The organism is Clostridium felsineum DSM 794 (assembly GCF_002006355.2).
Classification (GTDB): Bacteria; Bacillota; Clostridia; order Clostridiales; family Clostridiaceae; genus Clostridium_S; species Clostridium_S felsineum.
Genome location: NZ_CP096980.1, coordinates 306,613 through 330,899 on the forward strand (window position 1 = coordinate 306,613; position 24,287 = coordinate 330,899).

The 24,287-nt window shown below is 32.2% G+C and carries 22 protein-coding genes and 12 tRNA genes; 31 read left to right on the forward strand and 3 right to left on the reverse strand.

Annotated elements, in window-relative coordinates; genetic code table 11:
* Window positions 1-54 precede the first annotated feature (54 nt).
* Window positions 55-2,310, reverse strand: a complete 2,256-nt coding sequence (locus tag CLFE_RS01520) for a YhgE/Pip domain-containing protein (RefSeq protein ID WP_077894229.1) — start codon at window positions 2,308-2,310, stop codon at window positions 55-57.
* 485 nt (window positions 2,311-2,795) lie between these two features.
* On the opposite strand from CLFE_RS01520, the gene CLFE_RS01525 reads away from it, so the two are divergent.
* The 12 genes from CLFE_RS01525 to CLFE_RS01580 all read left to right on the forward strand — a co-directional run bounded on the left by CLFE_RS01525 (window position 2,796) and on the right by CLFE_RS01580 (window position 3,845).
* Window positions 2,796-2,870: transfer RNA gene (locus tag CLFE_RS01525), tRNA-Glu, on the forward strand.
* A 19-nt stretch (window positions 2,871-2,889) separates the two neighbouring features.
* Window positions 2,890-2,965 (forward strand) — tRNA-Val (locus CLFE_RS01530).
* Between the two features lie 8 nt (window positions 2,966-2,973).
* Window positions 2,974-3,050, forward strand: a tRNA-Asp gene (locus CLFE_RS01535).
* A gap of 9 nt (window positions 3,051-3,059) precedes the next feature.
* Window positions 3,060-3,135: transfer RNA gene (locus tag CLFE_RS01540), tRNA-Thr, on the forward strand.
* Window positions 3,136-3,149: 14 nt separating this feature from the next.
* Window positions 3,150-3,224 (forward strand) — tRNA-Glu (locus CLFE_RS01545).
* Window positions 3,225-3,243: 19 nt separating this feature from the next.
* Window positions 3,244-3,319, forward strand: a tRNA-Val gene (locus CLFE_RS01550).
* Between the two features lie 8 nt (window positions 3,320-3,327).
* Window positions 3,328-3,404 (forward strand) — tRNA-Asp (locus CLFE_RS01555).
* 8 nt (window positions 3,405-3,412) lie between these two features.
* A tRNA-Thr gene (locus tag CLFE_RS01560) sits at window positions 3,413-3,488 on the forward strand.
* A gap of 16 nt (window positions 3,489-3,504) precedes the next feature.
* A tRNA-Glu gene (locus CLFE_RS01565) sits at window positions 3,505-3,576 on the forward strand.
* A gap of 22 nt (window positions 3,577-3,598) precedes the next feature.
* Window positions 3,599-3,674: transfer RNA gene (locus tag CLFE_RS01570), tRNA-Val, on the forward strand.
* A gap of 8 nt (window positions 3,675-3,682) precedes the next feature.
* A tRNA-Asp gene (locus tag CLFE_RS01575) sits at window positions 3,683-3,759 on the forward strand.
* 10 nt (window positions 3,760-3,769) lie between these two features.
* A tRNA-Thr gene (locus CLFE_RS01580) sits at window positions 3,770-3,845 on the forward strand.
* 37 nt (window positions 3,846-3,882) lie between these two features.
* Here CLFE_RS01580 and CLFE_RS01585 read toward each other — a convergent pair.
* Complete coding sequence (locus CLFE_RS01585) at window positions 3,883-4,866, reverse strand: ATP-binding protein (protein WP_169850977.1); 984 nt, start codon at window positions 4,864-4,866, stop codon at window positions 3,883-3,885.
* The gene (locus CLFE_RS01590; RefSeq protein ID WP_077833645.1) at window positions 4,859-5,842 is read right to left on the reverse strand and encodes a DnaD domain protein; all 984 of its coding nucleotides are present in this window, start codon (window positions 5,840-5,842) and stop codon (window positions 4,859-4,861) included. The genes CLFE_RS01585 and CLFE_RS01590 overlap by 8 nt, the downstream gene beginning before the upstream one ends.
* Window positions 5,843-6,209: 367 nt before the next feature.
* On the opposite strand from CLFE_RS01590, the gene CLFE_RS01595 reads away from it, so the two are divergent.
* From CLFE_RS01595 to CLFE_RS01685, 19 genes are all read left to right on the forward strand, one after another.
* A complete protein-coding gene (locus tag CLFE_RS01595) occupies window positions 6,210-7,439 on the forward strand; it encodes a competence/damage-inducible protein A (protein WP_077894227.1) in 1,230 nt (409 codons plus the stop codon).
* An 819-nt stretch (window positions 7,440-8,258) separates the two neighbouring features.
* Complete coding sequence (locus CLFE_RS01600; RefSeq protein WP_077833643.1) at window positions 8,259-8,939, forward strand: ABC transporter ATP-binding protein; 681 nt, start codon at window positions 8,259-8,261, stop codon at window positions 8,937-8,939.
* Entirely contained in the window at window positions 8,929-10,251 is a 1,323-nt protein-coding gene (locus tag CLFE_RS01605; protein ID WP_077894226.1) for an ABC transporter permease, read from the forward strand. Before CLFE_RS01600 ends, CLFE_RS01605 begins: the two co-directional genes overlap by 11 nt.
* 15 nt (window positions 10,252-10,266) lie before the next feature.
* Complete coding sequence (locus CLFE_RS01610; protein ID WP_077894225.1) at window positions 10,267-11,598, forward strand: ABC transporter permease; 1,332 nt, start codon at window positions 10,267-10,269, stop codon at window positions 11,596-11,598.
* 12 nt (window positions 11,599-11,610) lie between these two features.
* Window positions 11,611-12,105: a hypothetical protein gene (locus CLFE_RS01615; RefSeq protein ID WP_242951660.1), complete on the forward strand. Its 495-nt coding sequence runs from the start codon at window positions 11,611-11,613 to the stop codon at window positions 12,103-12,105.
* Between the two features lie 454 nt (window positions 12,106-12,559).
* Window positions 12,560-13,165: an HAD family hydrolase gene (locus tag CLFE_RS01620; RefSeq protein ID WP_077851430.1), complete on the forward strand. Its 606-nt coding sequence runs from the start codon at window positions 12,560-12,562 to the stop codon at window positions 13,163-13,165.
* A 148-nt stretch (window positions 13,166-13,313) separates the two neighbouring features.
* Window positions 13,314-14,384, forward strand: a complete 1,071-nt coding sequence (locus CLFE_RS01625) for an NAD(P)H-dependent flavin oxidoreductase (protein WP_077894224.1) — start codon at window positions 13,314-13,316, stop codon at window positions 14,382-14,384.
* Window positions 14,385-14,417: 33 nt separating this feature from the next.
* Complete coding sequence (locus CLFE_RS01630; RefSeq protein ID WP_373370514.1) at window positions 14,418-14,888, forward strand: MarR family winged helix-turn-helix transcriptional regulator; 471 nt, start codon at window positions 14,418-14,420, stop codon at window positions 14,886-14,888.
* Between the two features lie 4 nt (window positions 14,889-14,892).
* A complete protein-coding gene (locus CLFE_RS01635; protein ID WP_077851431.1) occupies window positions 14,893-15,873 on the forward strand; it encodes a beta-ketoacyl-ACP synthase III in 981 nt (326 codons plus the stop codon).
* Window positions 15,874-15,958: 85 nt separating this feature from the next.
* Window positions 15,959-16,198 (forward strand): acyl carrier protein, encoded by a 240-nt coding sequence (acpP, locus tag CLFE_RS01640; RefSeq protein WP_077833635.1) that lies wholly within the window; start codon window positions 15,959-15,961, stop codon window positions 16,196-16,198.
* A gap of 41 nt (window positions 16,199-16,239) precedes the next feature.
* Window positions 16,240-17,184, forward strand: a complete 945-nt coding sequence (fabK, locus tag CLFE_RS01645) for an enoyl-[acyl-carrier-protein] reductase FabK (protein WP_077894223.1) — start codon at window positions 16,240-16,242, stop codon at window positions 17,182-17,184.
* Window positions 17,185-18,111, forward strand: coding sequence for an ACP S-malonyltransferase (gene fabD, locus CLFE_RS01650; protein WP_077894222.1), 927 nt, complete (start codon window positions 17,185-17,187; stop codon window positions 18,109-18,111). It begins immediately after the preceding gene.
* Window positions 18,112-18,120: 9 nt separating this feature from the next.
* Window positions 18,121-18,870: a 3-oxoacyl-[acyl-carrier-protein] reductase gene (gene fabG, locus CLFE_RS01655; RefSeq protein WP_077894221.1), complete on the forward strand. Its 750-nt coding sequence runs from the start codon at window positions 18,121-18,123 to the stop codon at window positions 18,868-18,870.
* Window positions 18,871-18,897: 27 nt separating this feature from the next.
* The gene (fabF, locus tag CLFE_RS01660; protein WP_077833631.1) at window positions 18,898-20,133 is read left to right on the forward strand and encodes a beta-ketoacyl-ACP synthase II; all 1,236 of its coding nucleotides are present in this window, start codon (window positions 18,898-18,900) and stop codon (window positions 20,131-20,133) included.
* Window positions 20,134-20,172: 39 nt separating this feature from the next.
* Window positions 20,173-20,655 carry an acetyl-CoA carboxylase biotin carboxyl carrier protein gene (accB, locus tag CLFE_RS01665; RefSeq protein WP_077894220.1) on the forward strand — a complete coding sequence of 161 codons (483 nt, stop codon included), beginning with the start codon at window positions 20,173-20,175 and terminating at the stop codon, window positions 20,653-20,655.
* A gap of 19 nt (window positions 20,656-20,674) precedes the next feature.
* Entirely contained in the window at window positions 20,675-21,100 is a 426-nt protein-coding gene (gene fabZ, locus CLFE_RS01670; RefSeq protein WP_077833629.1) for a 3-hydroxyacyl-ACP dehydratase FabZ, read from the forward strand.
* Window positions 21,101-21,183: 83 nt separating this feature from the next.
* Window positions 21,184-22,527 (forward strand): acetyl-CoA carboxylase biotin carboxylase subunit, encoded by a 1,344-nt coding sequence (locus tag CLFE_RS01675; protein WP_077894219.1) that lies wholly within the window; start codon window positions 21,184-21,186, stop codon window positions 22,525-22,527.
* A 26-nt stretch (window positions 22,528-22,553) separates the two neighbouring features.
* A complete protein-coding gene (accD, locus tag CLFE_RS01680) occupies window positions 22,554-23,411 on the forward strand; it encodes an acetyl-CoA carboxylase, carboxyltransferase subunit beta (RefSeq protein WP_077833627.1) in 858 nt (285 codons plus the stop codon).
* Window positions 23,412-23,427: 16 nt separating this feature from the next.
* Window positions 23,428-24,252 carry an acetyl-CoA carboxylase carboxyltransferase subunit alpha gene (locus CLFE_RS01685; RefSeq protein WP_077833626.1) on the forward strand — a complete coding sequence of 275 codons (825 nt, stop codon included), beginning with the start codon at window positions 23,428-23,430 and terminating at the stop codon, window positions 24,250-24,252.
* Window positions 24,253-24,287: the final 35 nt, after the last annotated feature.

Sequence of the window (24,287 nt, forward strand, 5' to 3'; positions counted from 1 at the left end):
GCATTATCATTTTAATTTAGGGTAAATAAAAAAAGAGGAAGTTAATCCCTCTTTTTAAGCTGCATTTTCAGCATTTTCATTAGCTATTCCATTTTTTATACTTGATCTTAATGTCTTTATTCCAAAGCCACCTAATAAGAAGATTACTATAAAGGATAAAAGAACTAACAGGTTATGAGATAAATCAGGGTAATTTATTCCACTAAGAACCATTCTTATAACTTTAACTGTATATGTCATAGGAATAACCTTATTAACAACTCTATAGAATACAGGAGCTGTTTCTATAGGGAAGGTTCCAGCACAAGAAGATAACTGCAAAATAAGAAGTACAAAGGATATAGGTGTTGCCATTACTCCGAATGCTGTGGATAATCCATACATAATGCTGAAGAATACTATTGATGTAAATACATTATTAAGATAGAAGTAAGCATTATTTACACTAGTCATACCTAAAACAAGTTGTAATGATAGAGTCAGCATTATAGATTGAATTGTTACTAAGCCTATTCCTACAATAAGTTTTCCAACAAAGCTGTTTAAAAATTTATTTTTTGTTAAATTAAGCATAGAAACTACAGAGATAATAAGATTTATGAACATTGCACCTAACCACAATGAAAGTGATATGAAATAAGGGGCAAGACCTTCTCCGTAAGAATTAACTTTATTTATCGATTTATCACTTAAACTAATAGGATTTGATACGAAATTAGCCATACCAGTTGAAGTGAATTTTAAATTGTTATTAATTGTGTTGTATCCATCATTCAAGCCATCCTTTAATTGAATAGCACCATTATTTAATGTGCCAAGACCACTATTCAAAGTTTTTGAACCATCGTTTAAAGTCCCTAAACCACTTGATAATTCACCTGTTTTTGATGCTGCAGTATTAAGTCCTGTTGTTAAGTTCTGACTTCCAGTATAAGCTGAATTTAAACCAGTTTGTATTTTGTTTGAACCATCATAAAGCTTTGATAATCCAGATGAAAGTGAATTTGCGCCAGTAGCTGCTGAGTTTAATCCATTATAAACTTGAGTGCTTCCTTGATTAATTTTATTTGCACCATCTATAAATTTATCAATAGCAGAACCCATTGTTTTTTGAGTTTGTGCTAACGTAGATTGAACCTGTCCGGAAACAGCAGAAACAGCTGTGTCTATAGTGGTGATAGAAGTAATATTATCTGTAGATGCTTGGGATGGTGCATTTAAAGCAGCTATAGCAGTAGTAGAACTTTTAGCTTTTTGAAGTTCACTTAATGCAGTTGCACTATCGCCTTTGTTTAAAGCAGCTATAGCGCTGTCTATTTCAGAGTTAGCTGAGGTAGCGTTTGTTATAGTAGCTTTAGAATTATTTATAATATTGTTAGAGTTCTGAGCAATTGTACTTGTTGCTTTTTTCAATTCACTCATATCAGTTCCCTTAGAAAGTTGGGTTTTAAAAGCAGTTAAACCTGCTAATAAGTCACCAGAACCTTTAACAATTTGAGCTTGACCATTTGATAATTGGTTTAAGCCATTTTGAAGATCAGAAGATCCTTTTAAAGCAGAACCTAATCCATTTGTAATAGTAGTGTTTCCATTTGATATTTGTAAAATTCCATTACCTAAGGTATTAGAACCAGTGGCTGCAGTATCCAATCCTGTTTTTAATGCTTGTGAACCTGTATAAGCTGTGTTTAAGCCATTTGAAAGATCTCCACTGCCATTAACTAGTTTTTGTGTACCATCTTGAATTTTGTTTTGGGCATTACTAGCATCTTTAATAGAATTTTTTACATCATATAGTTTATCAACAAGAACTTCAGATGTTTGTTTTGCAATTTTGGTTGAAATTTGATTTTGCATACTCTCAGCTGCCTTTGAGGATAGTTGAGAGAATATAAAGTTTCTACCTTTGTTTGCTATATACTCTAGTTTTGGCTTTTTAAAATCACCAGTAGATGAATTTGCAATTTTTTCAGAGAAGTCCTTAGGGATAACTATCATAGCATAATAATCAGTTCCAGTAACACCCTCTTTTGCTTTGTTATAATTTACAAATTCCCATTTCATTGAGGGATCGTCTTTAAGCTTTTTTACTAGATCCTTACCTAAAGTATAAGATTTACCGTCTTTTGAATAAGATTTATCTTGGTTAACAATAGCAACTGGTACTTGTTTTAAGCTTCCATATGGATCCCAAAATGCTTTAAGATAAAATAGCGAATACATCATAGGAATAAACATAATTGCAATAGTAGTTATAGCAAGGATTTTCCATATAAAACTTTTATTTGATTTGAGTTCTTTTAATTTCATAAATTTATCCCCTTTCTTAGTTTTTGTACTTACCGGTCAGTATAAAAATAACACAAAAATTTATTTTTTGCACTACTCAATAATAGGCAAGAAAACGTTTCTTTTACTGATAATCAATAATTTTAATGAATTATCAGTAATTCTTAATTTTTTATACCTATATATGCAAAATATGAGGGCAAAATATTTATAGATTATTGCAGGATATATAATAAAGGTATAATTTAGATAGGAAAAAATAGAAATGAGAAAAAAGTTGTAAAAAATATAAATTTAATAGTTTTTTTTAGTAGTAATATAAAAAATCATTATAAAAAAAGCTTTTTTCAAAGTTTATAAGAGTGATAAAAGATAACAGTTTCAAAGGTTTACGCTATTATAAGAAAATAAAAGTTGATAAAATAAAAAAAATATGTTGACACATGGTGATTTTTTTTGTATTATATTACTTGTTGGATCGTGAGGCAATGCGATTGATGTAATAAGGCCCGTTGGTCAAGCGGTTAAGACACCACCCTTTCACGGTGGTAACATGGGTTCAAGTCCCGTACGGGTCACCAATATTCAAATATAATTTGTGGGCGCTTAGCTCAGCTGGGAGAGCATCTGCCTTACAAGCAGAGGGTCACAGGTTCGAGCCCTGTAGTGCCCACCACAAATTGCGGCTTGGTAGCTCAGCTGGTTAGAGTGCTGGCCTGTCACGCCAGAGGTCGAGGGTTCGATCCCCTTCCAAGTCGCCAATATTACAAGCTGGCATAGCTCAATTGGTAGAGCAACTGACTTGTAATCAGTAGGTTATGGGTTCAATTCCTATTGCCAGCACCAACAAAACATAATAAGGCCCGTTGGTCAAGCGGTTAAGACACCACCCTTTCACGGTGGTAACATGGGTTCAAGTCCCGTACGGGTCACCAATATTCAAATATAATTTGTGGGCGCTTAGCTCAGCTGGGAGAGCATCTGCCTTACAAGCAGAGGGTCACAGGTTCGAGCCCTGTAGTGCCCACCACAAATTGCGGCTTGGTAGCTCAGCTGGTTAGAGTGCTGGCCTGTCACGCCAGAGGTCGAGGGTTCGATCCCCTTCCAAGTCGCCAATATACAAGCTGGCATAGCTCAATTGGTAGAGCAACTGACTTGTAATCAGTAGGTTATGGGTTCAATTCCTATTGCCAGCACCAATAAAACATATAATAAGGCCCGTTGGTCAAGCGGTTAAGACACCACCCTTTCACGGTGGTAACATGGGTTCAAGTCCCGTACGGGTCACTAATATTTAAATATAATTTGTGGGCGCTTAGCTCAGCTGGGAGAGCATCTGCCTTACAAGCAGAGGGTCACAGGTTCGAGCCCTGTAGTGCCCACCATAAATTATGGCTTGGTAGCTCAGCTGGTTAGAGTGCTGGCCTGTCACGCCAGAGGTCGAGGGTTCGATCCCCTTCCAAGTCGCCAATATACACAAGCTGGCATAGCTCAATTGGTAGAGCAACTGACTTGTAATCAGTAGGTTATGGGTTCAATTCCTATTGCCAGCACCAATAAAACTGTTTCGAATTAATCGAAACAGTTTTATTTTTATATTTTTCTATTTTTTAAATTTCTATTTATTCTTATATCATCACCATAAAATTTACATAAGGTAAATTCACCAAATAATCTAGAAGTAATCCTTTCCGAATATAATCTTGTTAATTCTTCTAAATTGTAGTTTGAAGATATAAGCATTTTCTTTTGTAAAAGTAGTTTTTTGTTTAATAAGTTAAATAAGCAAGTTTTTGAAAAAGCACTTATTTGTTCTGTTCCTAAATCATCAATTATTAATAAATCACAATTCAATAACAAATCTTCTAAAGTAGGATTAGGCTCGAATTGAAGTTGTTTAAGGTCATGCGCTAAATCAGATGAAGTTTTGTAAATAACTAGATATCCCTTATTTAATAAGTCTTTTGCAATACAGTGTGATAAGAAGGTTTTACCAGTACCAGAATTACCATAAAATAAAAGATTTTCATTTAAATCTTTAAAGTTTTTAATATAATTTATTGATAGAGATAAAATCTTTTCTATGTTTTTTCTAGGACTTCTTGGATCACTCTCTGATTTTCGACTAGAATAATAATTTATATTAAAGTTATCAAAGTTGTTTTTCTCTAAAAGAACTTTAAGATCTGAATTATCATAATAAAGTTTAACTAAATAATTTTTATAGCAGGAGCATTTCTCGGCGCCTATATATCCAGTATCCTTGCATTTAGTGCAGTTATAATGAAGTTGAAGATAATCCATAGGATAACCGTTAGATACAAGAAGTTCTGATCTTTTCATTCTTAAATTTGTTATTTCGTTTTTTAAAGCTTTAATATATTCATCACGATTGTCTATTTTCTTAAATATATTTGTGGATAATTTAATACATAGTTTACTTATTTCAGAATCTATTTCTATTACCCTCGGAAGTTTTGCTTTAATTTCTTCTTTTTTGCTTTTTAAGCTATCCTCCTCAGATTTTCTTAGATTAGAATAAATTTTTTCTATTTTTTTAGCATATCCTTTAATCATCGTCACTATCCCATCCTAATAATTTTTTTTCTAAATCGTCATAATCATATTTCCTTTGCTCGTAATTGTTGAAATTATCTTTGCTTTTAAAGCTGTTATTTTGATTTTTCTTAAATGAAGGTTTTTTTAGATCTTTTGTATCAACATCCTTCAATGTTTTGATTCCTGCTTTAAACCAATTAGTTAATATTGCATCTATATATTTGAAATCAGCTTTATTGATTCTCTCAAAGCATATATCACAGGCTCTAAAGATAACATCTAGAGGAAAACTAAATGACTCTAACCATTTTGTTAGAAGCTGTTCTTGAGGTTTCATAATTTCCGCATCCTTAACACCTAAATACTCTAAAACTTTTCGGATTTTTATCCATTTATCTTCATGCTTTGTTATATATGTTTGAGCGTCCTCTATAGATTTTATTTTTGAGTCATGCCAGGAAAGAGCTATTTTTTCAATATACCTATAATTTGTTTTACCTTTTGATACAGCATATTGTATTAATAAAAGGATAAGTTCTGGAGAAAAATCAAATTCTTTTTGCCAACCTATGTATGTTGACATCTCTTTTGGTGAAAGAGTTCTTCCTAGTAATTTTTCTATGTCTTGAAGCATTCCTTTTATGGAGTTGTTATTTAATTCACTTAATAAATCTACCTTTTCATCTTCAGGAGATTCTTCGGATAAATCAAGGAATTGAATATTAAAATTACCTTTGTTATCTATAGGGATAAGTTTTACTACATTTTCATCATTCCAGTAATTCCAAGCATTAATTATATCTGTTTCTAAAAGATGAAGCTTTGAAGCCATCATTGAAGAATTGACACCTGGTTCGCCTGAAGTGCAGTATTTTAAACCTAATAGATATACCTTTACATATTCGCCTCTGGCTTTTGTCATATAGTTTTCTATAAATATATTACTAACAGGTGTTACTTCGTTTGTCTTTGTTTTAAACATGAAAGTGCTCATGATGGTGCCGCCTTTCGTAATGGTATTATATAATTAAATTATAACATTAATCTTAAAAATACGATAATAATATTATATAGGACATAAATAAACATTACAATTGGACGAATTAGGCAAAATTTGAAACAACCTGAAGATTCTTATATAGATAAGCGCATTAAAATTTGCCTACTGAGATTACATTAATAGCGGTAAGGATTAAAATGAATTATCAACTGAATAAATTTAAAATACTAATAAAAATAGAAAAATTAAATGAATGTAGTATAATAAATATGAATTTTATAAAAGTAGAAGGGTGGTGAAGTACCAGTTATATAGAAAGTTATCTTATGAGAAAAATTTTCTGTATTAATCTGGATTTAATATGAAAGTTGAAATATTATGTGTTGGAACAGAACTATTACTAGGAGATATTTTAAATACTAATGCCCAATTTTTATCTAAAGAATTTAGTTCAATGGGATTTTCTATGTATCATCAGACAGTAGTAGGAGATAATGTAGAAAGATTGAAGAAAGAATTTGAACTTGCACTTGGCAGGGCAGATATTATTGTAACAACAGGAGGACTTGGACCAACAAAAGATGATTTGACAAAGGAAACAGCAGCTGAATTTTTTAATAAAAAGCTTATTTTTGATAAAAATTCTTATGATAAGATAGTTGATTATTTTAATAGAGTCGGAAGAACTATAAGTGAAAACAACAAAAAGCAGGCATATTTTCCTGAAGGATGTACAATTTTAAAGAATGATCATGGTACAGCACCAGGTTGTATAATTGATGAAAATGGAAAGATAGTTATTTTACTTCCAGGACCTCCAAGAGAAATTGTACCTATGTTTAAAAATTATGTAGCACCTTATCTTAAAAAATATCAAGAAGGAACTATTATATCAAAAGTTTTAAGGGTTTCTGGAGTTGGAGAAGGAAGAGCAGCTGAGATGCTTGAAGGTTTAATAGACAATCAAACTAACCCTACTATTGCACCATATGCTAAGGATAATGAGGTTACATTTAGAATAACAGCAAAGGCAGAAAGTGAAGGGAGAGCAGAAAAGCTTATAGAACCTATAGAAAAAAAGGTAAGAGAAATACTTAAGGATAGCGTGTATGGAGAAGGTGATACTTCCTTAGAGAATGTTCTTGGTACTATGCTTATAGATAAGAAGCTTACCATAGCTACTGCTGAATCTTGCACGGGAGGACTTTTAGCAGGAAAACTCATAAATTACCCTGGAATATCTGAAGTATTTATGGAAGGTGCGGTTACATATACTAATGAAGCGAAAATAAAGAGACTTGGAGTGAAAAAGGAAACATTAGACAAACATGGAGCTGTAAGCAGTGAAACAGCTGCAGAGATGGCAGAGGGGATAGCAAAAACAGCAGGAACAGATATAGGGATAGCAACAACCGGAATAGCAGGACCTGGAGGGGGAACAGAAGAAAAACCTGTAGGACTTGTGTATGTTGGTTTATATATAAAAGGAAAAGTTATGACAAAGAAATTAAATGTACCAGGGGATAGACAAAGAGTTAGGAATACTGTTGTAAATAATGCTATTGATTGGATTAGAAGAAGTATAATGTAATTATAATTAAAAGATATATATAACGCACTAAAATTTTTATATTGTGGATTATAAAATATTCTAGCTAAGCAGGCTTGAAAAAAGAATCTTTTATTAGTCAGAATGTAATATAATTTATGCGTTATATATTTTTATGTAATAAATTAATATTATATAAAAATATAAAAATATAAATGCAATAAACATGTTGGGATTTACATGTTTATTGCTAAATGACAACGTATTTATTTGATAAATTATTAAAAAAATATTGACTTTTTTGATAATTTAATATAAGATGATATTTGTAATTGCTAGCAAGCTACTTATGACATTTATCCTTCTTATTTAAATTATGAGGAAAACAGGGTTTAGTTAATTTGTTGAAAATAAGTGGAGATGGTTATTTCCATTAATATAAGGGAATTATTTATTATATAAAATAACAAGGGAAATGTTAAAAAAATTAATTTTGTATAAGTGGTGGAATCACCATGGTGAATAAAAAGTCACCTAAAAATGCGAGTAAACTTTTTATAACTTTTGGGGGAAATATAGTATTATTTACTATAATAGAAGTTTAAATTTTGCAGACAAACAATATAAGCTTAATAAGGCTTGTGTTGTTTTTTTGTCTTTGTAGTATGATAAGATAAAAAAGTAGGAATAAGAAATTATAACATTTATTAATTGTTACAATTTCTTATTCCTATTTTTTGTAATGTTTTATTAAAGAATTGTAAGATTATTTTTCATTTAAATGTAAGATTGAATCGTTAGAATTGAGAATGTAGGATTTACTATAAATATTGAAATATATAACTTGGAGGTTTAAGTATTATGATAGAAGTAAAAAACGTTTCTAAAACTTATAAAATGGGAAAGGAAATAGTGACAGCCTTAAATAATGTAAACCTAAAAATAGATGATGGGGAATTCGTTGCAATAGTTGGACCTTCTGGTTCTGGAAAATCTACGCTCATGCATCTTGTTGGGGGGTTAGATACCCCTACAATTGGAAGCATATGTGTAGACAATAAAGATATAAGTAAATTAAAAGACAAAGAAATGTCAAAGTATAGAAATAGGAAAATAGGATTTGTATTCCAAGCCTTTAATCTTGAAAATACTCAAACAGCATTAGAAAATGTAATGATGCCACTTATTTTTGCTGGAGTTAACGGAGGTTTAAGACGTGAAAAAGCTAAAAAAGCACTCGAAATGGTGGGCTTAAAAGATAAAGAAAAGCACAGACCAAGCGAAATGTCTGGAGGGCAAAGGCAGAGAGTTAGTATTGCAAGAGCGCTTGTAAATGAACCACAAATAATCTTCGCTGATGAACCTACAGGAAATCTTGATTCTAAAAATGGGGCGCTTATAATGAAGCTTTTGGAAGATTTGAACGAAAAAGGCTATACCATAATAATGGTAACACATAATATGGAAGAAGCTAAGAAGGCAAAAAGAGTTATTAGAATAAAAGATGGACAGGTTGAGGAGGTTGAGGAAAGTGAAATTTAGGGATGGTTTTAGAATGGCGAGAAAAGACCTTGCTAGAAGAAAAGGAAGAACTTTTTGGACATCTCTTGCCATAGCGGTAGGAACTATGCTTATAGTAACTTTAGTTAGCCTTGGAGTCTCAGGTGAAAAGATGGCAATGGGCAAAGTTGAAGATAGTCCATCATTAAAGCTCATAAATGTATTGAATCAAAAATACTTTGATGTGGAAAATTATGACTCAGAAAGCTATAATGCAGATGATATGCACAAAAAGATAGATGTGAATACAATAAGAAAAATAAAAAAATTGCCAGGAATAGATAATGTTACAGCAAGTATAATGGTCAATGTTGACAATATAAAAATAGATGGAAAAGAAAATAAAAATATAAATCAGGTTATGGGAGTATACAACAATGATAATTCATTCTCAAATGCAACAATAGAATCAGTTAGAAAAAATAACAACAATAACAAGCTTGTACCAATAGCTTTTGGAAGAAGCTTAAGCGCATCAGATAAGGATGCTGTAGTTGTTGGTGAAAAGTTTCTTAAGGCAATGGGAATAAGTGATTATAAATCTGTTATTGGAAAAGAAATAGATTTAACTGAGAGTAAAACTGAAAATCAAAATATAAAAATAGCACCACTTACAGTTAAAGGTAAAGTTGTTGGAGTTATAAGTGATAAATTTGAATCAGATAATCAAATAATAGGCTCACTAGAGCTTACAAATAAAATAAAAAGTTACTATTCTTTGCAGAACGCTTATGTAGAAAATAATGGTTATGAATCAATAGATGTGATGGCTAAAAATACTGTAGACACATTTGGAATATCTAAATCAATAAAGAACATGGGATATTATTATGTAAGCTATCAGGATATTGTTAAGAGAAGTCAAAACTCATTTAAGATAATGGAAGCAATACTTGCAGTTTTAGGTATTATAGTACTTTTTGTTGCAGCTATAGGAATTGTTAATACTATGACTATGGTTATATATGAAAGAACTAAATCAATAGGAATAATGAAATCTATGGGAGCAAATAGAAGTGAAATTAGAAGCATATTTATAATTCAGGCTGGAGTAATGGGAGTTTTAGGAGGAATAATGGGACTTTTATTTAGTGCTATAAATGTTAAGATAGTTCAGTTGGCGTTGAATGCCTATTTTACAAGTAAGAATATAAAGGAATCATTAGAAGTGGTAATGCCTTTGTGGCTTCTTGTTGGAACTTTTGCTTTTTCTATTGTTATAGCAGTGATATCTGGAATGTATCCATCAGGAAAAGCTTCGAAAATGGATCCAGTAACTGCTTTGAATTCTTAAAGGAGGATAAAATTAATGAAACTATCAGATTGCATAAAAATGGCGTTTAGTGATTTAAATAAAAGAAAATTTCGTACAGTGCTTACTTCGCTTGGAATATCAATAGGAACTCTTTTGGTAATACTTCTAGGAGGATTCGGACAAGGGGTTCAAAAAATAAGTATGGATCAAATGAAGCAAATGGATACTATGAGATTAATACGAGTTGAGCCTTTCGAACATGTTAATCAAAAAGCTAACAGTAATTCTGCACCAAGTGCAAAGAATAAAAAAATAGATCAAAGTACCCTTAATAAATTAAAAAAAATAAGGAATGTTTCTGGAGTGCAGGCATATATAAATACACAGGTATCACAAATTAAAGTAGGAAATAAAACTGCACAAAAGGTAAGTTTTGAAGGATATAATTTGGATTTTAATGTATTCAGCAATGCTAATGAAAATCAAATTAAAATGGATAAGGAAAAATCAAAAAAATTCGGATACAAACCGATTATAGCAGGAGAAAATTTGAAGAAATCTGAAGAAAATTCAGTGCTAGTTGGTAAGGGACTTGTAAAAAAATTAGGCATAGAAAATGATAAAAATATAGTCGGAAAAGAAATTGAAATTACAGTCGAATTGCCTAAAATGGAAGGAATTCAGGAAAAAGCTCCTCTTGTAATTAAAGCTAAAGTTGCAGGGGTTGTAAATAAGCTTTATGAAAATGGAGGTATTGAAGTTACAGGAAGCGATAGTATGGCTGCTAAAGTTCAAGAATACTATATGGATAGTAAGGATTATATAAATGAAAAAGGTTATGATATGGCAATTGTAGAAGCAAAAGATATGAATTCAGTGTCAGGTGTATCGGGTCAAATAAAAAAACTAAATTATACGTATAATTCAAATGATAATTATGCAAATCAGATGAATAATATGTACTTAATATTTAAAATGCTTCTCATTGCAGCAGGGGTAGTTGTTCTTTTAGTGGCATCTATTGGAGTTATAAATACCATGACAATGGCAGTACATGAAAAAACTAAGATGATCGGAATAATGAAGGCAGAAGGAGCATCAAGAAAAAACATAAAAAGAATGTTTATAGTACAATCAGGAAGTTTGGGATTTTTGGGAGCAATTTTAGGAACGGTGGTTGCTGTAATTGCAGGCGAAATTATAAATAAATTACTGATTTTATACAAAGTAAAAGGAATCGAAGAAGGTATGAAAATGGTAGATATAAGAGCATCTATAATAATATTTACGATTTTATTTACTGTTATTGTTTCAATGCTAGCAGGATTTGTGCCTGCAAGAAAGGCTGCTAAACTAGATCCTATAGAATCTTTAAGATTTGAGTAGGTGAGATGTATTTTGAAGGTAGGAAATAAAAAGCTTGTTTTATTTATAATTGGTATATTAGTATTGACAAGTTATTTAAGTTTTAATGTTTTTAGGCATTTGAGAAATGCTAAAATTATAAATAGAACCGTAGATTATTTGAGGGATGATAATGATAGACAAGAAAATCTAAAAGCAGCTATAGAACTTAATGGAGGTAATGCAAAGAATACATGTGTTTTCTTTGCATCTGGAGCACTTAGGCATGGTGGACTAAAAGTGCCATTGGATACTGCAAACACAACACAGCTAACGAAATATTTAATAAGCAAAGGATTTAAAAAATACTATAATTTAAAAGAACTTAAAGTAGGGGATATATGCTTTACTGCCCCGAATGGTGATAAAGACGAGGTTCCTGACCATACATATATATTTATGGGATGGGTAGATTTAAAGTGTAAAGATGGATATGTGTGTGATAATCAAAAAAAGGATATGGAAATTCATATCATAAAAGAAATATAACCTACGAAACTACAATTAATAATGAAAAGAAAAGTATAGCCATATATTATATGAGATGATACATATAATATATGGTCTTTCTCATTTTATAGAGTGGTCTGAAAGATTTTGAATAGGATTTTACTAGAATGTTATTATGACGATATAGTTATATTGATTGGTGATTTAATTTGTAGATTTATGTGCTTTTCAGGAAAAAGTCTGTTGCTGAGAATTGTTGACTTTTAGGAGAGTGGCTTTGAGGTTAAAAAAGCATGAAGGACTTCGTCAAAAACCTGGGATTAAAGTAAGATTTCTGCTAATGGTTTTTTAGGAAAGAGGTTTTACTGAGTTAAAGAAGGATAATGGGCTGAAGCCCAAGCCCCCTGTAAGTTTAGAAGGATAATGGGCTTACGCCCAAACCCCAGGTAGGTGTATAATTGTTTTATGATTTGAAAATTGGGAGGTATTTTAGGTGATTAAAAATGTGGTGTTTGATATTGGAAATGTTCTTTTGAAGTTTACGCCTTTAGAGTTTTTAAGGAGTAAGTATAGTGATGAAAAGATTATTGAGAGTTTATATGAAAATATATTTAATAGTAATGAGTGGATAGAACTTGATAGAGGTACTATTACGGATGAAGAGGCAACTATTAGGTTTTGCACTAGAGATCCAAATAATGCTGAGAAGATAAAGGAAGTTATGAGAACATGGAATGAAATGCATATTCCTGTTGAAGGTACATCAGAGCTTATGAAAAAATTAAAAATGAAAGGATATAAAATATATCTTCTTTCTAATTATCATTTAAAGGCTTTTAAGCTTATAAGTGAAAAGTATGATTTTATAAGGGATGTAGATGGTAAAATTATATCTTCTAAAGTAAAGTTACTAAAACCAGAGGCAGAAATATATGAAGCATTAACTCATAACTGTGGTATAAAACCAGAAGAAAGCATATTTATAGATGATAGGGTGGAAAATATTAATGCAGCAATCAAGTTGGGTTTTAATGGAATTGTTTTTAGTGATGCAGATGCTCTTTTAAAGGAACTTGATAAGGTAGGTATAGCAATATAAGGTCATGTTAATAATTGTTAATGGAGATTATATATAACGCTCTCAGTTTTTTAAGCTAAAAAGCGATATTATTGACATTATTTAAGTTTTTATATATACTTTGATTATCAAAATATTTGATAATCAATATAAAAAAGGAGAGGTTACAATGAAATTACCTCCTTTAAAAATAGGAGATTTAATAGCTGATGTCCCAATAATCCAAGGTGGAATGGGAGTTGGAATTTCAAGATCCAGTCTTGCCTCAGCAGTTGCTAATTGTGGAGGCGTGGGTACAATCTCAGGAGTGCAAATTGGGTTTGATGAACCAGATTTTGAAACGAATACTTTTAATGCAAACATAAGAACTTTAAATAAGCACATAAAGAAGGCAAAAGAGTCTAGCAAAAGAGGAATTATTGCTGTTAATTTTATGGTAGCAATGAACGATTACGATAAATATGTTAAGAATGCTGTAGAAGCGGGAGTTGACCTTATAGTATCAGGAGCAGGTCTTCCAACTGCTTTGCCTAAAATAGTAGAGGGAAGTAGTGTGAAGATTGCACCGGTGGTATCCTCGCCTAAGGCTGCAGCTGTAATATGTAAAATGTGGGATAAGCATCATGGAAGAATCCCAGATTTAATTGTAGTTGAAGGACCAGAAGCAGGAGGACATTTGGGCTTTAAGAAGGAAGAAGTCGGAAATGGTGAACAAGAAAAACTAGAGAATATACTTGTAGGTGTGTTAGAAGCTATAAAACCTTTTGAAGAAAAGCACAAGGTTAAAATACCTGTAGTTTGTGGTGGAGGAGTATTTTATGGTAAGGATATTGCAAAATACATAAAGCTCGGAGCATCAGGGGTTCAAATGGCAACTAGATTTATAGCAACGGAAGAATGTGATGCAGATATAAAATATAAGAACATGTATGTAAACTGCGAAGAAGGAGACATAAAAATTGTTAAAAGTCCTGTTGGAATGCCTGGAAGAGCAATAAGTAACAGATTTGTAGATGAGAATAAGGGAAATGTTACTATAGATAAATGCTATAATTGTTTAAAGCCATGTAATCCTAAAAGCACACCTTATTGTATATCTAAAGCACTTATAAATGCGGTAAAAGGAAATATTGATGAGGCTCTTTTATTTACAGGTGCTAAATCATACAAAATAGATAAAATAGTTAAGGTAAAAGACCTTATTAACGAGTTAGTTAGTGATGCTGAAAAAGAATTTTAAAATATTAAAAGTTTAACAATGAAATGAATGGTGATGAATTTGAATAGAACGATTACTGTAATCAATGAAACTTTAGTTGAACTTTTTAATGATATTTTAACTATAGAACAAACGGCCTTAAGCCAAGGTGCTTTCAGTGATATTTCGGTTACCGAAGTACATACGATAGAGGCTATAGGCATGTATGTTCCTAGAACTATGTCTGAGGTTGCAGCAGCACTTGGAATTACCGTTGGAACGCTTACAACTGCTGTAGGTAATTTGGTTAAAAAAGGCTATGTGAAAAGAGAACGTTCAGAAGAAGATAGAAGAGTTGTTAAAATAGCTCTTACTAAAAGAGGAAAACTTGCCTATAGAATTCATGCAAAATTTCATTCGGATATGGTAAAGGAAACAGTAAGGGGATTGAGTAAGGAAGAAGAAAAAGTCCTAACTTCTGCACTTGAAAAATTGAATAAATTCTTTAGAGAGAAATATCATATTAAAAATTATAAAAAGGACTGATAAAGTGAATAGTGTCGAGATTATAGGAACAGGAAGTTATGCTCCAGAAAAAGTAGTTACTAATGAAGATATGTCAAAAGTAGTTGATACTAGTGATGAATGGATATCTTCAAGAACTGGAATAAAAGAAAGAAGAATATCTGTAAACGAAAATACATCAGATTTAGGTGCAAAGGCAGCTTTAAGAGCAATAGAGAATGCTAATATCAAAGTGGAAGATATAGATTTAATAATAACAGCCACTACAAGTCCAGATTCATATACTCCATCTGTGGCATGTATTATTCAAGAAAAAATAGGAGCAAAAAATGCAGTTTGTTTTGATGTAAACGCAGCCTGTACTGGATTTATATTTGCGCTTAATACAGCAGCGCAGTTTATAAAAACTGGAGAATATAATAATGCACTTGTAATAGGAGCAGAAGTTTTATCCAAAATACTTGATTGGGAAGATAGAAGTACTTGTGTACTATTTGGAGATGGTGCAGGTGCAGCGGTTATAAGAAAAGGGAATAAAGAGGGAATTTTAAAAGCGATTTTAGGTTCAGATGGAACGGGCGGAAAGTTTTTGCATTGTCCGGCAATAAATGTAGTAAACCCGTTTTCAGAAGAAAAGGAACTAGCAAATTCTAAAATTTCAATGAATGGACGAGAAGTTTTTAAGTTTGCAGTAAAAGTAATGGTAAGTTCCATTAAAAAAGTAGTAGAAGATAGCGGTTTAAAACTAGAAGATATTGATTACATAGTACCACATCAGGCGAATATAAGAATAATAGAAGCAGCAGCTAAAAAACTTGAATTAGGAATGAGTAAGTTTTTTGTTAATTTACAAAATTACGGAAATACATCTGGAGCCACAATACCTGTAGCAGTAGATGAAATGAATAGAAGAGGTTTACTTAAATCTGGTACAAAAATTGTTGTAGTTGGATTTGGTGGAGGGCTTACTTGGGGAGCAATGGTTTTACAATGGACTAAGGAATAATATATTGATTTTAATACTTTTGAGAATTTATGTATTGAGTTTGGAAATGTCATAGTTAATATGTAATTTTAGGAGGAATTATTTTATGTTACTTGATAAAGTAAGAGAAATCATAGCAAGCCAAATAAATGTTGATAAAGAAACTATAGATATGTCAACATCTTTTGAAAAAGATTTAAATGTTGATTCTTTAGATTTGTTTCAAATAATAATAGAATTAGAAGAAAAATTCGATATTCAAATAGAAGAAACAGAAAATATAAAGACAGTTGGAGATGCAGTTAAATTTATTGAAAAAAAATTAAAAAATAAAAAATTGCAATAAGCATATAATGTATATTTTGCGATTTTTTTGGGAGGTAAATCATGTTAAAAAGTCAAATATGTGATATAATTGGAATAAAGTACCCTATAATTCAAGGTGGAATGGCATGGGTTGCGGATAGCTCCATTGCAGCAGGAGTATCAAATGCAGGAGGATTAGGAATAATAGCAGCAGCAAATGCACCAGTTGATTATATAAGAGAAGAAATTAGAAAGGCTAAAAAGTTAACTGATAAGCCATTTGGAGTTAACATAATGATGCTAAGTGACAATGCAGATGAAATAGCGAAAATGGTTTGTGAAGAAGGAGTAAAAGTAGTTACTACAGGAGCAGGAAATCCAGGTAAGTATATTGATATGTGGAAAGAGCATAACATTAAGGTGATTCCTGTTATTGCATCTGTAGCACTTGCAAGAAGGATGGAAAGATATGGAGTAGATGCAGTAGTGGCAGAAGGTTGTGAGTCAGGAGGACATGTAGGAGAATTAACTACAATGGCATTAGTACCACAAGTGGTTGATGCTGTAAATATTCCTGTTATTGCAGCTGGAGGAATAGGTGATGGTAGAGGTGTTGCAGCAGCATTTGCATTAGGAGCATTAGGCGTTCAAGTAGGAACAAGATTTTTAGTAGCTAAAGAATGTACTGTACATCAAAATTATAAAGATAAAGTTATAAAAGCTAAGGATATAGATACAGAAGTAACAGGAAGAATAACAGGACACCCTGTAAGAGTACTTAGAAATAAACTTGCCAGAAAATATAAGATAATGGAGAAAGAAGGAGCATCCATAGAAGAAATGGAGGCTTTAGGTAGAGGAGCACTTCCGAAAGCAGTAAAAGATGGAGACATAGATAATGGATCTGTAATGGCCGGACAAATTGCAGGACTTGTTAATAAAGAAGAAACTTGTGCTGAAATAGTTGAAAGTATGGTTAGAGAGGCATCAGAAGTTATAGAAAAAATCAAACAGGAGATGTATTAAGTGGGGAAAATTGCATTTGTTTTTTCGGGTCAAGGATCACAGTATGTAGGCATGGGAAAGGATTTATATGAAAATTTCCAAAGCTCAAAAGAAATTTTCAATAAGGCTGATGAAGTGCTTGGTTTCAAAATCAGTGAACTATGTTTTAATGGAAAATCTGAAGAATTAAACTTAACAGAAAATACTCAACCAGCTGTTTTAGTTACAAGTATAGCAGCATTAAGAGCTTTAGAGGAAAAAAAAGCAATAAAGCCTGATGTTGTTGCAGGATTAAGTTTAGGAGAATATTCTGCACATGTTTGCAGTGGTACATTTTCATTTGAAGATGCAGTAAAATTAGTTAAAAAAAGGGGAAAATATATGCAAGAAGCAGTACCAGAAGGAATTGGTACTATGGCAGCTATAATTGGACTCGAAGGTGCTGTTGTTAAAAGTGTATGTGACGAGATTTCTAAAACAGGAGTTGTAGAGGTAGCTAATTATAATTGCCCAGGGCAGATTGTTATAGCGGGAGAAGTTAAAGCAGTTGAAGAGGCATGTAGTAAACTTAAAGAAGCTGGAGCGAGAAGAACATTAATGCTTTCAGTAAGTGGACCTTTTCACACGTCTATGTTAAGAAATGCTGCTGAAAAATTAGAAGAAGAATTAAAGAATATAAATGTACAGGATATGAAAATACCTATAATAACCAATGTAACTGGAGAATATATAAGAAGTAAAGATGAAGTAAAAGATCTACTAAGGAAACAAGTTATGAGTTCTGTAAGATGGGAAGATACAATAAGGAAAATGATAGATGATGGAGTTGATACATTTATAGAACTTGGACCTGGTAAAACTTTAAGTTCATTCGTAAAGAAAATAAATAGGAAGATGACAGTTTTTAACATCGAAAAATTTCAAGATTTCAATAAAATTGAGGTTTAGGAGGAAATTATGGAAAAGTTATTATCTGGCAAGGTTGCTGTTGTCACAGGTGCAGGAAGAGGACTTGGAAGAGCAATAGCATTAAAATTAGCATCAGAAGGAGCTAAGCTTGTTGTAAATTATAGAAATAGTGAAGCAGAGACACAAAAACTTGTAAAGGAAATTGAAGAGTTAGGATCAGAAGCTATATCAGTAAAAGCAGATATAAGTAAATTTAATGAAGCAGAGACTATTATAAAAAAGGCTGTAGAAAAGTATGGGACTGTCGATGTTTTAGTTAATAATGCAGGTATAACTAAGGATAATCTTCTACTAAGAATGAAGGAAGAAGATTTTGATAACGTAATTAATGTAAATCTAAAGGGATCATTTAACTGCACAAAGCATGCAAGTCGAGTGATGCTTAAGAAAAAAAGTGGTAAAATAATAAATATATCTTCTGTTATAGGATTAGTAGGAAATGCAGGTCAAGTTAACTATGCAGCAGCAAAAGCTGGAATTATTGGAATGACAAAATCAGTAGCGAAAGAGCTTGCAAGTAGGGGAATTACAGTTAATGCTATTGCACCTGGAATAATAAAAAGTGATATGACAGACGCACTTAAAGAAGAGCAAAGACAACAGATATTAGAAACAGTGCCACTTAAAAGAGTAGGAACTCCAGAGGATGTTTCTAATCTTGTTTTATTCTTAGCTTCAGAGCTTTCTTCTTACATAACAGGTCAAGTTATAAATGTAGATGGCGGAATGGTGATGTAAAACATACTGTAAAGGAAGGTGCAAAGAATGAGTAGAAGAGTTGTTATAACAGGTATTGGAGCAGTGACACCAGTAGGAAATGATGCTAGTAGTTTTTGGAATTCAATTAAAGAGGGAAAATGCGGTATAGATTATATAAAAGCTTTTGATGCAACTGATTTTAAAGTTAAGTTGGCAGCGGAAGTTAAAGATTTTAACCCTGAAGAACTTATAGATAAAAGAGAAGCTAATAGAATGGATAGATTTTCTCAGTTTGCTATAGTAGCAGCAGATGAGGCGATAAAAGATTCAAAACTTGATTTAGAGAGTATAGATAGAAATAGGTTTGGAGTTATAGTAGGTTCTGGTATAGGTGGTATAGGAACAATAGAGAAACAAGATGAAAAGCTTATAACAAAAGGGCCTAATAGAGTATCGCCAATGACTATACCAATGATTATAGCTAATATGGCATCAGGAAATTTAGCAATAAGATATGGAGCTAAGGGAATATGCACAACTATAGTAACAGCATGTGCTTCTGCAAACAATTCTATAGGCGAAGCATATAGAAATATAAAATTTAATTATGCAGATGTCATGATAAGTGGTGGAACTGAGGCTGGAGTAACTCCCCTATCATTAGCAGGCTTTGCGTCTATGAAGGCTGTTACTAAAAGTGAAGATCCTAAAAGAGCATCTATTCCATTTGATAAAGATAGAAGTGGATTTGTAATGGGAGAAGGATCAGGAATACTTATTCTTGAGGAATTAGAGCATGCACTTAAAAGAGGTGCTAACATATACGCTGAAATAGTAGGATATGGGGCAACTTGTGATGCATATCATATAACTTCGCCAGCACCAAATGGTGAAGGGGGAGCTAGAGCAATGAAGCTTGCAATGGATGAGGAGAATGTTAATCCTGAAGATATTTCGTATATAAATGCACATGGAACTAGCACATCATATAATGATAGTTTTGAAACACAAGCAATAAAAACTGTATTAGGAGATTATGCATATAAAGTTCCTGTAAGTTCAACAAAATCAATGACAGGTCATTTACTAGGTGCAGCAGGAGCAATAGAGGCAATAATATGCGCAAAGGCAATAGAAGATGGATTTATTCCAGCAACTATTGGTTATAAGGAAGCAGATCCTGAATGTGATCTTGATTATGTACCAAACGAGGGAAGAAAGGCAGAAGTTAATTATGTATTGTCAAATTCTCTTGGCTTTGGAGGACATAATGCTACACTTTTGTTTAAAAAGTATAAATAAAGTAAATAATTAGTAATTGAGAAGGAAGTGTTGAATAGCATGGACTATAATGCGATAGAGCAACTTATAAATACCATTGATAGGTCTGGACTTACATATTTTGAAATAGAGTCAAATGGAACTAAAATAACAATGAAAAAAGGTAAAAATGAAGAAGAAAATATAAATGCACTTCAACAAAATGTTCAGACTCAGAGTAATCAAGTTGAGAGGGTTGTAGTTACTGAGAGCAGCGAAGATATTAAAAAAGTAGTAGAAGAACCTAAATTGGATGATGAAAATATAAAAATAATAACATCACCAATAGTAGGTACTTTTTATGAATCTTCAGGACCAGATTCTGATGCTTTTGCTAAAGTTGGAACTAAAGTAAACAAAGGTCAAACACTTTGTATAATTGAGGCAATGAAGCTTATGAATGAAATAGAATCTGAATTTGACGGTGAAATAGTAGAAGTTCTTGTTAAAAATGAAGAGATGGTAGAATATGGGCAAGGATTATTTAAAATAGCTTTGAATTAAATTGAAGGCAGGTGTTTTTGTGAGTTTAAATGTAGAACAAATTATGGAAATTATTCCCCATAGATATCCAATGTTGTTAGTAGATAAAGTTGAAGAAATTGAGCCTGGTAAAAAAGCAGTAGGATATAAGAATGTTACAATTAACGAACAAATATTTCAAGGACATTATCCAGGAAAGCCAATAATGCCAGGAGTTCTTATGATAGAAGCATTAGCACAATTAGGTGGCGTTGCAATTTTAAGTTTAGATAAGTATAAAGGAAAGAAGCCTATACTTGGAGCAGTAAAAAATGCTAAGTTTAGAAGAATGGTAGTTCCAGGTGATGTACTTAAATTGGAAATTGAAATAGTGAAAATTAAAGGACCAGCTGGAATTGGTAAGGGAATAGCAACAGTTAATGGAGAAAAAGCAGTTGAAGCTGAAATTACATTTATGATAGTGTGATTTTAAAAATATATTTGGAATCCTAGGATTACTAGACGCTTTTAGCAGAGTAATCCTTAAGTAACAAGAATGGAGAGAATAATATGATAAGTAAAATTTTAATTGCTAATAGGGGTGAGATAGCAGTTAGAATAATAAGAGCCTGTAGAGAAATGGGAATAGAAACAGTGGCTATTTATTCTGAGGCTGATAAAGAATCGATGCATGTATATCTTGCAGATGAAGCTGTTTGCGTTGGACCAGCCAAAACTCAAGATAGCTATCTCAACATAGGAAATATAATAAGCGCTACAGTTCTTACAAAGGCACAAGCCATACATCCAGGTTTTGGGTTTTTATCTGAAAACGGAAAGTTTGCAAAAATGTGCAATGAGTGCAATATAGCATTCATAGGACCAGATGCTAAAACTATTGACAATATGGGTAATAAGGCAAAGGCAAGAGAAATAATGATAAAAGCAGGTGTACCAGTAGTACCAGGATGTGATGGAACTATTGATAGCGAAGATCAAGCTTTAAAAGATGCGATTAAAATAGGATATCCTGTTATGCTTAAAGCTTCAGCAGGCGGCGGTGGTAGAGGTATTAGAATAGTAAGAGAAGAAAAAGACCTCATAAATTCTCTTAGAAATGCTAAAAGTGAAGCCAAAGCTGCTTTTGGTGATGATACTATGTACATGGAAAAATTTATAGAAGAGCCTAGACATGTTGAATTCCAAATAATGGGGGACTCTTCTGGAAATGTAGTTTATCTTGGTGAGAGAGATTGTTCAATTCAGAGAAGAAATCAAAAAGTTTTGGAAGAAGCACCATCACCAGTTATGACAGAAGAACTTAGACGTGAAATGGGAGAAGCAGCAGTAAAAGCGGCTAAAGCTGTAAATTATAAAAATGCGGGTACTATAGAGTTTCTATTGGATAAGCATGGGAAATACTACTTTATGGAAATGAATACAAGAATTCAGGTTGAGCATGGTATTACTGAAATGGTTACGGGAATTGATTTGATTAAGGAACAAATAAGAGTTGCATCAGGAGAAAAGTTATCATTTAGTCAAGAAGATATAAAAATTAAAGGTCATGCAATAGAATGTAGAATAAATGCAGAAAATCCTGACAAAAACTTTATGCCATCTCCTGGAGAAATTAAGTATTTTCATGTTCCTGGCGGGCCAGGAGTTAGATTAGATAGTGCAGCATATACTGGATATAATATACCACCTAATTATGATTCTATGATTGGAAAATTAATATCTTATGGTAAAGATAGAAATGAAGCTATAAACATAATGGAAAGAGCTCTTGGTGAATTTATAATTGATGGTGTTGATACAAATGTAGATTTTCAATATGATTTAATAAATAATGAGAAGTTTATTAAAGGAAAGTATAATACAAGTTTTATAGAAAAAGAGTTAAAGCGTTAAAAATCATTTAGAGAGGGGGCATAAGTATGGGATTATTTAAAAAAAGAAAGTATATTACTGTAAGTAGCAAAAACTTAGAAGAAAATGATAGTGTTGAAAATCAACCTACCATACCTGATGGAATGTGGATGAAGTGCGGTAAGTGCGGTAAAATTCTATACAAAAGTGATGTTGACGATAATTTTAAAGTATGTCCTAAGTGTAATGCGCATTTTAGAATGAATGCTAGAGAAAGAATAGCATTTGTAATTGATGAAGGAACTTTTATAGAATTTGACAAGAATATGATGGCTGCTAACCCTTTAGATTTTCCGGAGTATGAAACAAAGATAAAGAAAATGCAAGAAAAGACAGGATTAAAGGATGGAGTAGTTACGGGAATTGGAAATGTAAATGGATATAAGACTGTTATAGCTGTAATGGATAGTAATTTTATGATGGGAAGTATGGGTTCTGTAGTAGGCGAAAAGATTACAAGGGCAATTGAAGAAGCAACTAAAAGGAAACTTCCGATAATAATTTTTACAACTTCAGGTGGTGCAAGAATGCAAGAGGGAATGTTTTCTTTAATGCAGATGGCAAAAACCAGTGCAGCACTTGCAAAACATAATGAAGAGGGACTTTTATATATATCATTTCTAACAGATCCAACAACAGGTGGGGTTACTGCAAGCTTTGCAATGTTAGGCGATATAATATTATCTGAACCTAAAACACTTATTGGTTTTGCTGGAAGAAGGGTTATAGAACAGACAATAAACCAAAAGCTTCCTTCAGATTTTCAAACTTCAGAGTTTTTATTTAAGCACGGTTTTATTGACATGATAGTAGAACGAAAAGAATTAAAGATTACTTTAGGAAATATATTAAGAATGCATAGTTAGGAGGTGCTCTAGTATAATGGAAAATTCAAAGGAATTGACTCCTTGGCAAAGGCTTACAATAGCGAGAATGTTAGAACGTCCAACCTCGCTTGATTATATAGACTTAATATTTGATTCATTTATGGAATTCCATGGTGATAGAGCATTTGGTGATGATGCTGCAATCGTTGGTGGAGTTGCAGAATTTGATGGAATGCCAGTTACTGTAATAGGACAGCAAAAGGGAAGAAATACTAATGAAAATATTAAGAGAAACTTTGGAATGCCTAGTCCTGAAGGTTATAGAAAAGCTTTAAGATTAATGAAGCAAGCAGAAAAGTTCAATAGACCTTTAATATGCTTTGTAGATACATCGGGAGCTTATTGTGGTGTTGAAGCAGAAGAGAGAGGTCAAGGAGAAGCAATAGCTAAGAACTTACTTAGTATGGCTAATCTAAAGGTTCCGATAATTACCATTGTAATTGGCGAAGGTGGAAGTGGCGGTGCACTTGCAATGGCAGTAGCAGATGAAGTTTGGATGCTAGAAAATTCAGTATACTCTCTTTTATCACCAGAAGGGTTTGCAAGTATATTGTGGAAGGATTCAAGTAGAGCTAAAGAGGCAGCAGAGGTTATGAAAATAACAGCAGCGGATCTTAAAGGTTATGGTATTATAGATAAAGTTATAAACGAGCCAGAAGGCGGAGCACAAAATGATATAAATATTGTTGGAAGTGAAATTAAAGAGAATCTTAAAGAAACAATAAAGAAGCTTTTAAGTAATGATATTAATGAATTACTGCAAAATAGATATGATAAGTTTAGGCAAATAGGGAAATTCATAGAGAATGAAGATAACTAGTGTGAAAGAATTATACTGGCAAGAGAATGAATAAA

What these genes read in the sequence shown, in the direction of transcription:
- CLFE_RS01520 (WP_077894229.1), bottom strand. Translation starts at nt 2,310, where the DNA reads ATGAAATTAAAAGAACTCAAATCAAATAAAAGTTTTATATGGAAAATC.
- CLFE_RS01585 (WP_169850977.1), bottom strand. Translation starts at nt 4,866, where the DNA reads ATGATTAAAGGATATGCTAAAAAAATAGAAAAAATTTATTCTAATCTA.
- CLFE_RS01590 (WP_077833645.1), bottom strand. Translation starts at nt 5,842, where the DNA reads ATGAGCACTTTCATGTTTAAAACAAAGACAAACGAAGTAACACCTGTT.
- CLFE_RS01595 (WP_077894227.1), top strand. Translation starts at nt 6,210, where the DNA reads ATGAAAGTTGAAATATTATGTGTTGGAACAGAACTATTACTAGGAGAT.
- CLFE_RS01600 (WP_077833643.1), top strand. Translation starts at nt 8,259, where the DNA reads ATGATAGAAGTAAAAAACGTTTCTAAAACTTATAAAATGGGAAAGGAA.
- CLFE_RS01610 (WP_077894225.1), top strand. Translation starts at nt 10,267, where the DNA reads ATGAAACTATCAGATTGCATAAAAATGGCGTTTAGTGATTTAAATAAA.
- CLFE_RS01625 (WP_077894224.1), top strand. Translation starts at nt 13,314, where the DNA reads ATGAAATTACCTCCTTTAAAAATAGGAGATTTAATAGCTGATGTCCCA.
- CLFE_RS01630 (WP_373370514.1), top strand. Translation starts at nt 14,418, where the DNA reads ATGAATTTGAATAGAACGATTACTGTAATCAATGAAACTTTAGTTGAA.
- acpP (WP_077833635.1), top strand. Translation starts at nt 15,959, where the DNA reads ATGTTACTTGATAAAGTAAGAGAAATCATAGCAAGCCAAATAAATGTT.
- fabK (WP_077894223.1), top strand. Translation starts at nt 16,240, where the DNA reads ATGTTAAAAAGTCAAATATGTGATATAATTGGAATAAAGTACCCTATA.
- fabG (WP_077894221.1), top strand. Translation starts at nt 18,121, where the DNA reads ATGGAAAAGTTATTATCTGGCAAGGTTGCTGTTGTCACAGGTGCAGGA.
- fabF (WP_077833631.1), top strand. Translation starts at nt 18,898, where the DNA reads ATGAGTAGAAGAGTTGTTATAACAGGTATTGGAGCAGTGACACCAGTA.
- accB (WP_077894220.1), top strand. Translation starts at nt 20,173, where the DNA reads ATGGACTATAATGCGATAGAGCAACTTATAAATACCATTGATAGGTCT.
- CLFE_RS01675 (WP_077894219.1), top strand. Translation starts at nt 21,184, where the DNA reads ATGATAAGTAAAATTTTAATTGCTAATAGGGGTGAGATAGCAGTTAGA.
- accD (WP_077833627.1), top strand. Translation starts at nt 22,554, where the DNA reads ATGGGATTATTTAAAAAAAGAAAGTATATTACTGTAAGTAGCAAAAAC.
- CLFE_RS01685 (WP_077833626.1), top strand. Translation starts at nt 23,428, where the DNA reads ATGGAAAATTCAAAGGAATTGACTCCTTGGCAAAGGCTTACAATAGCG.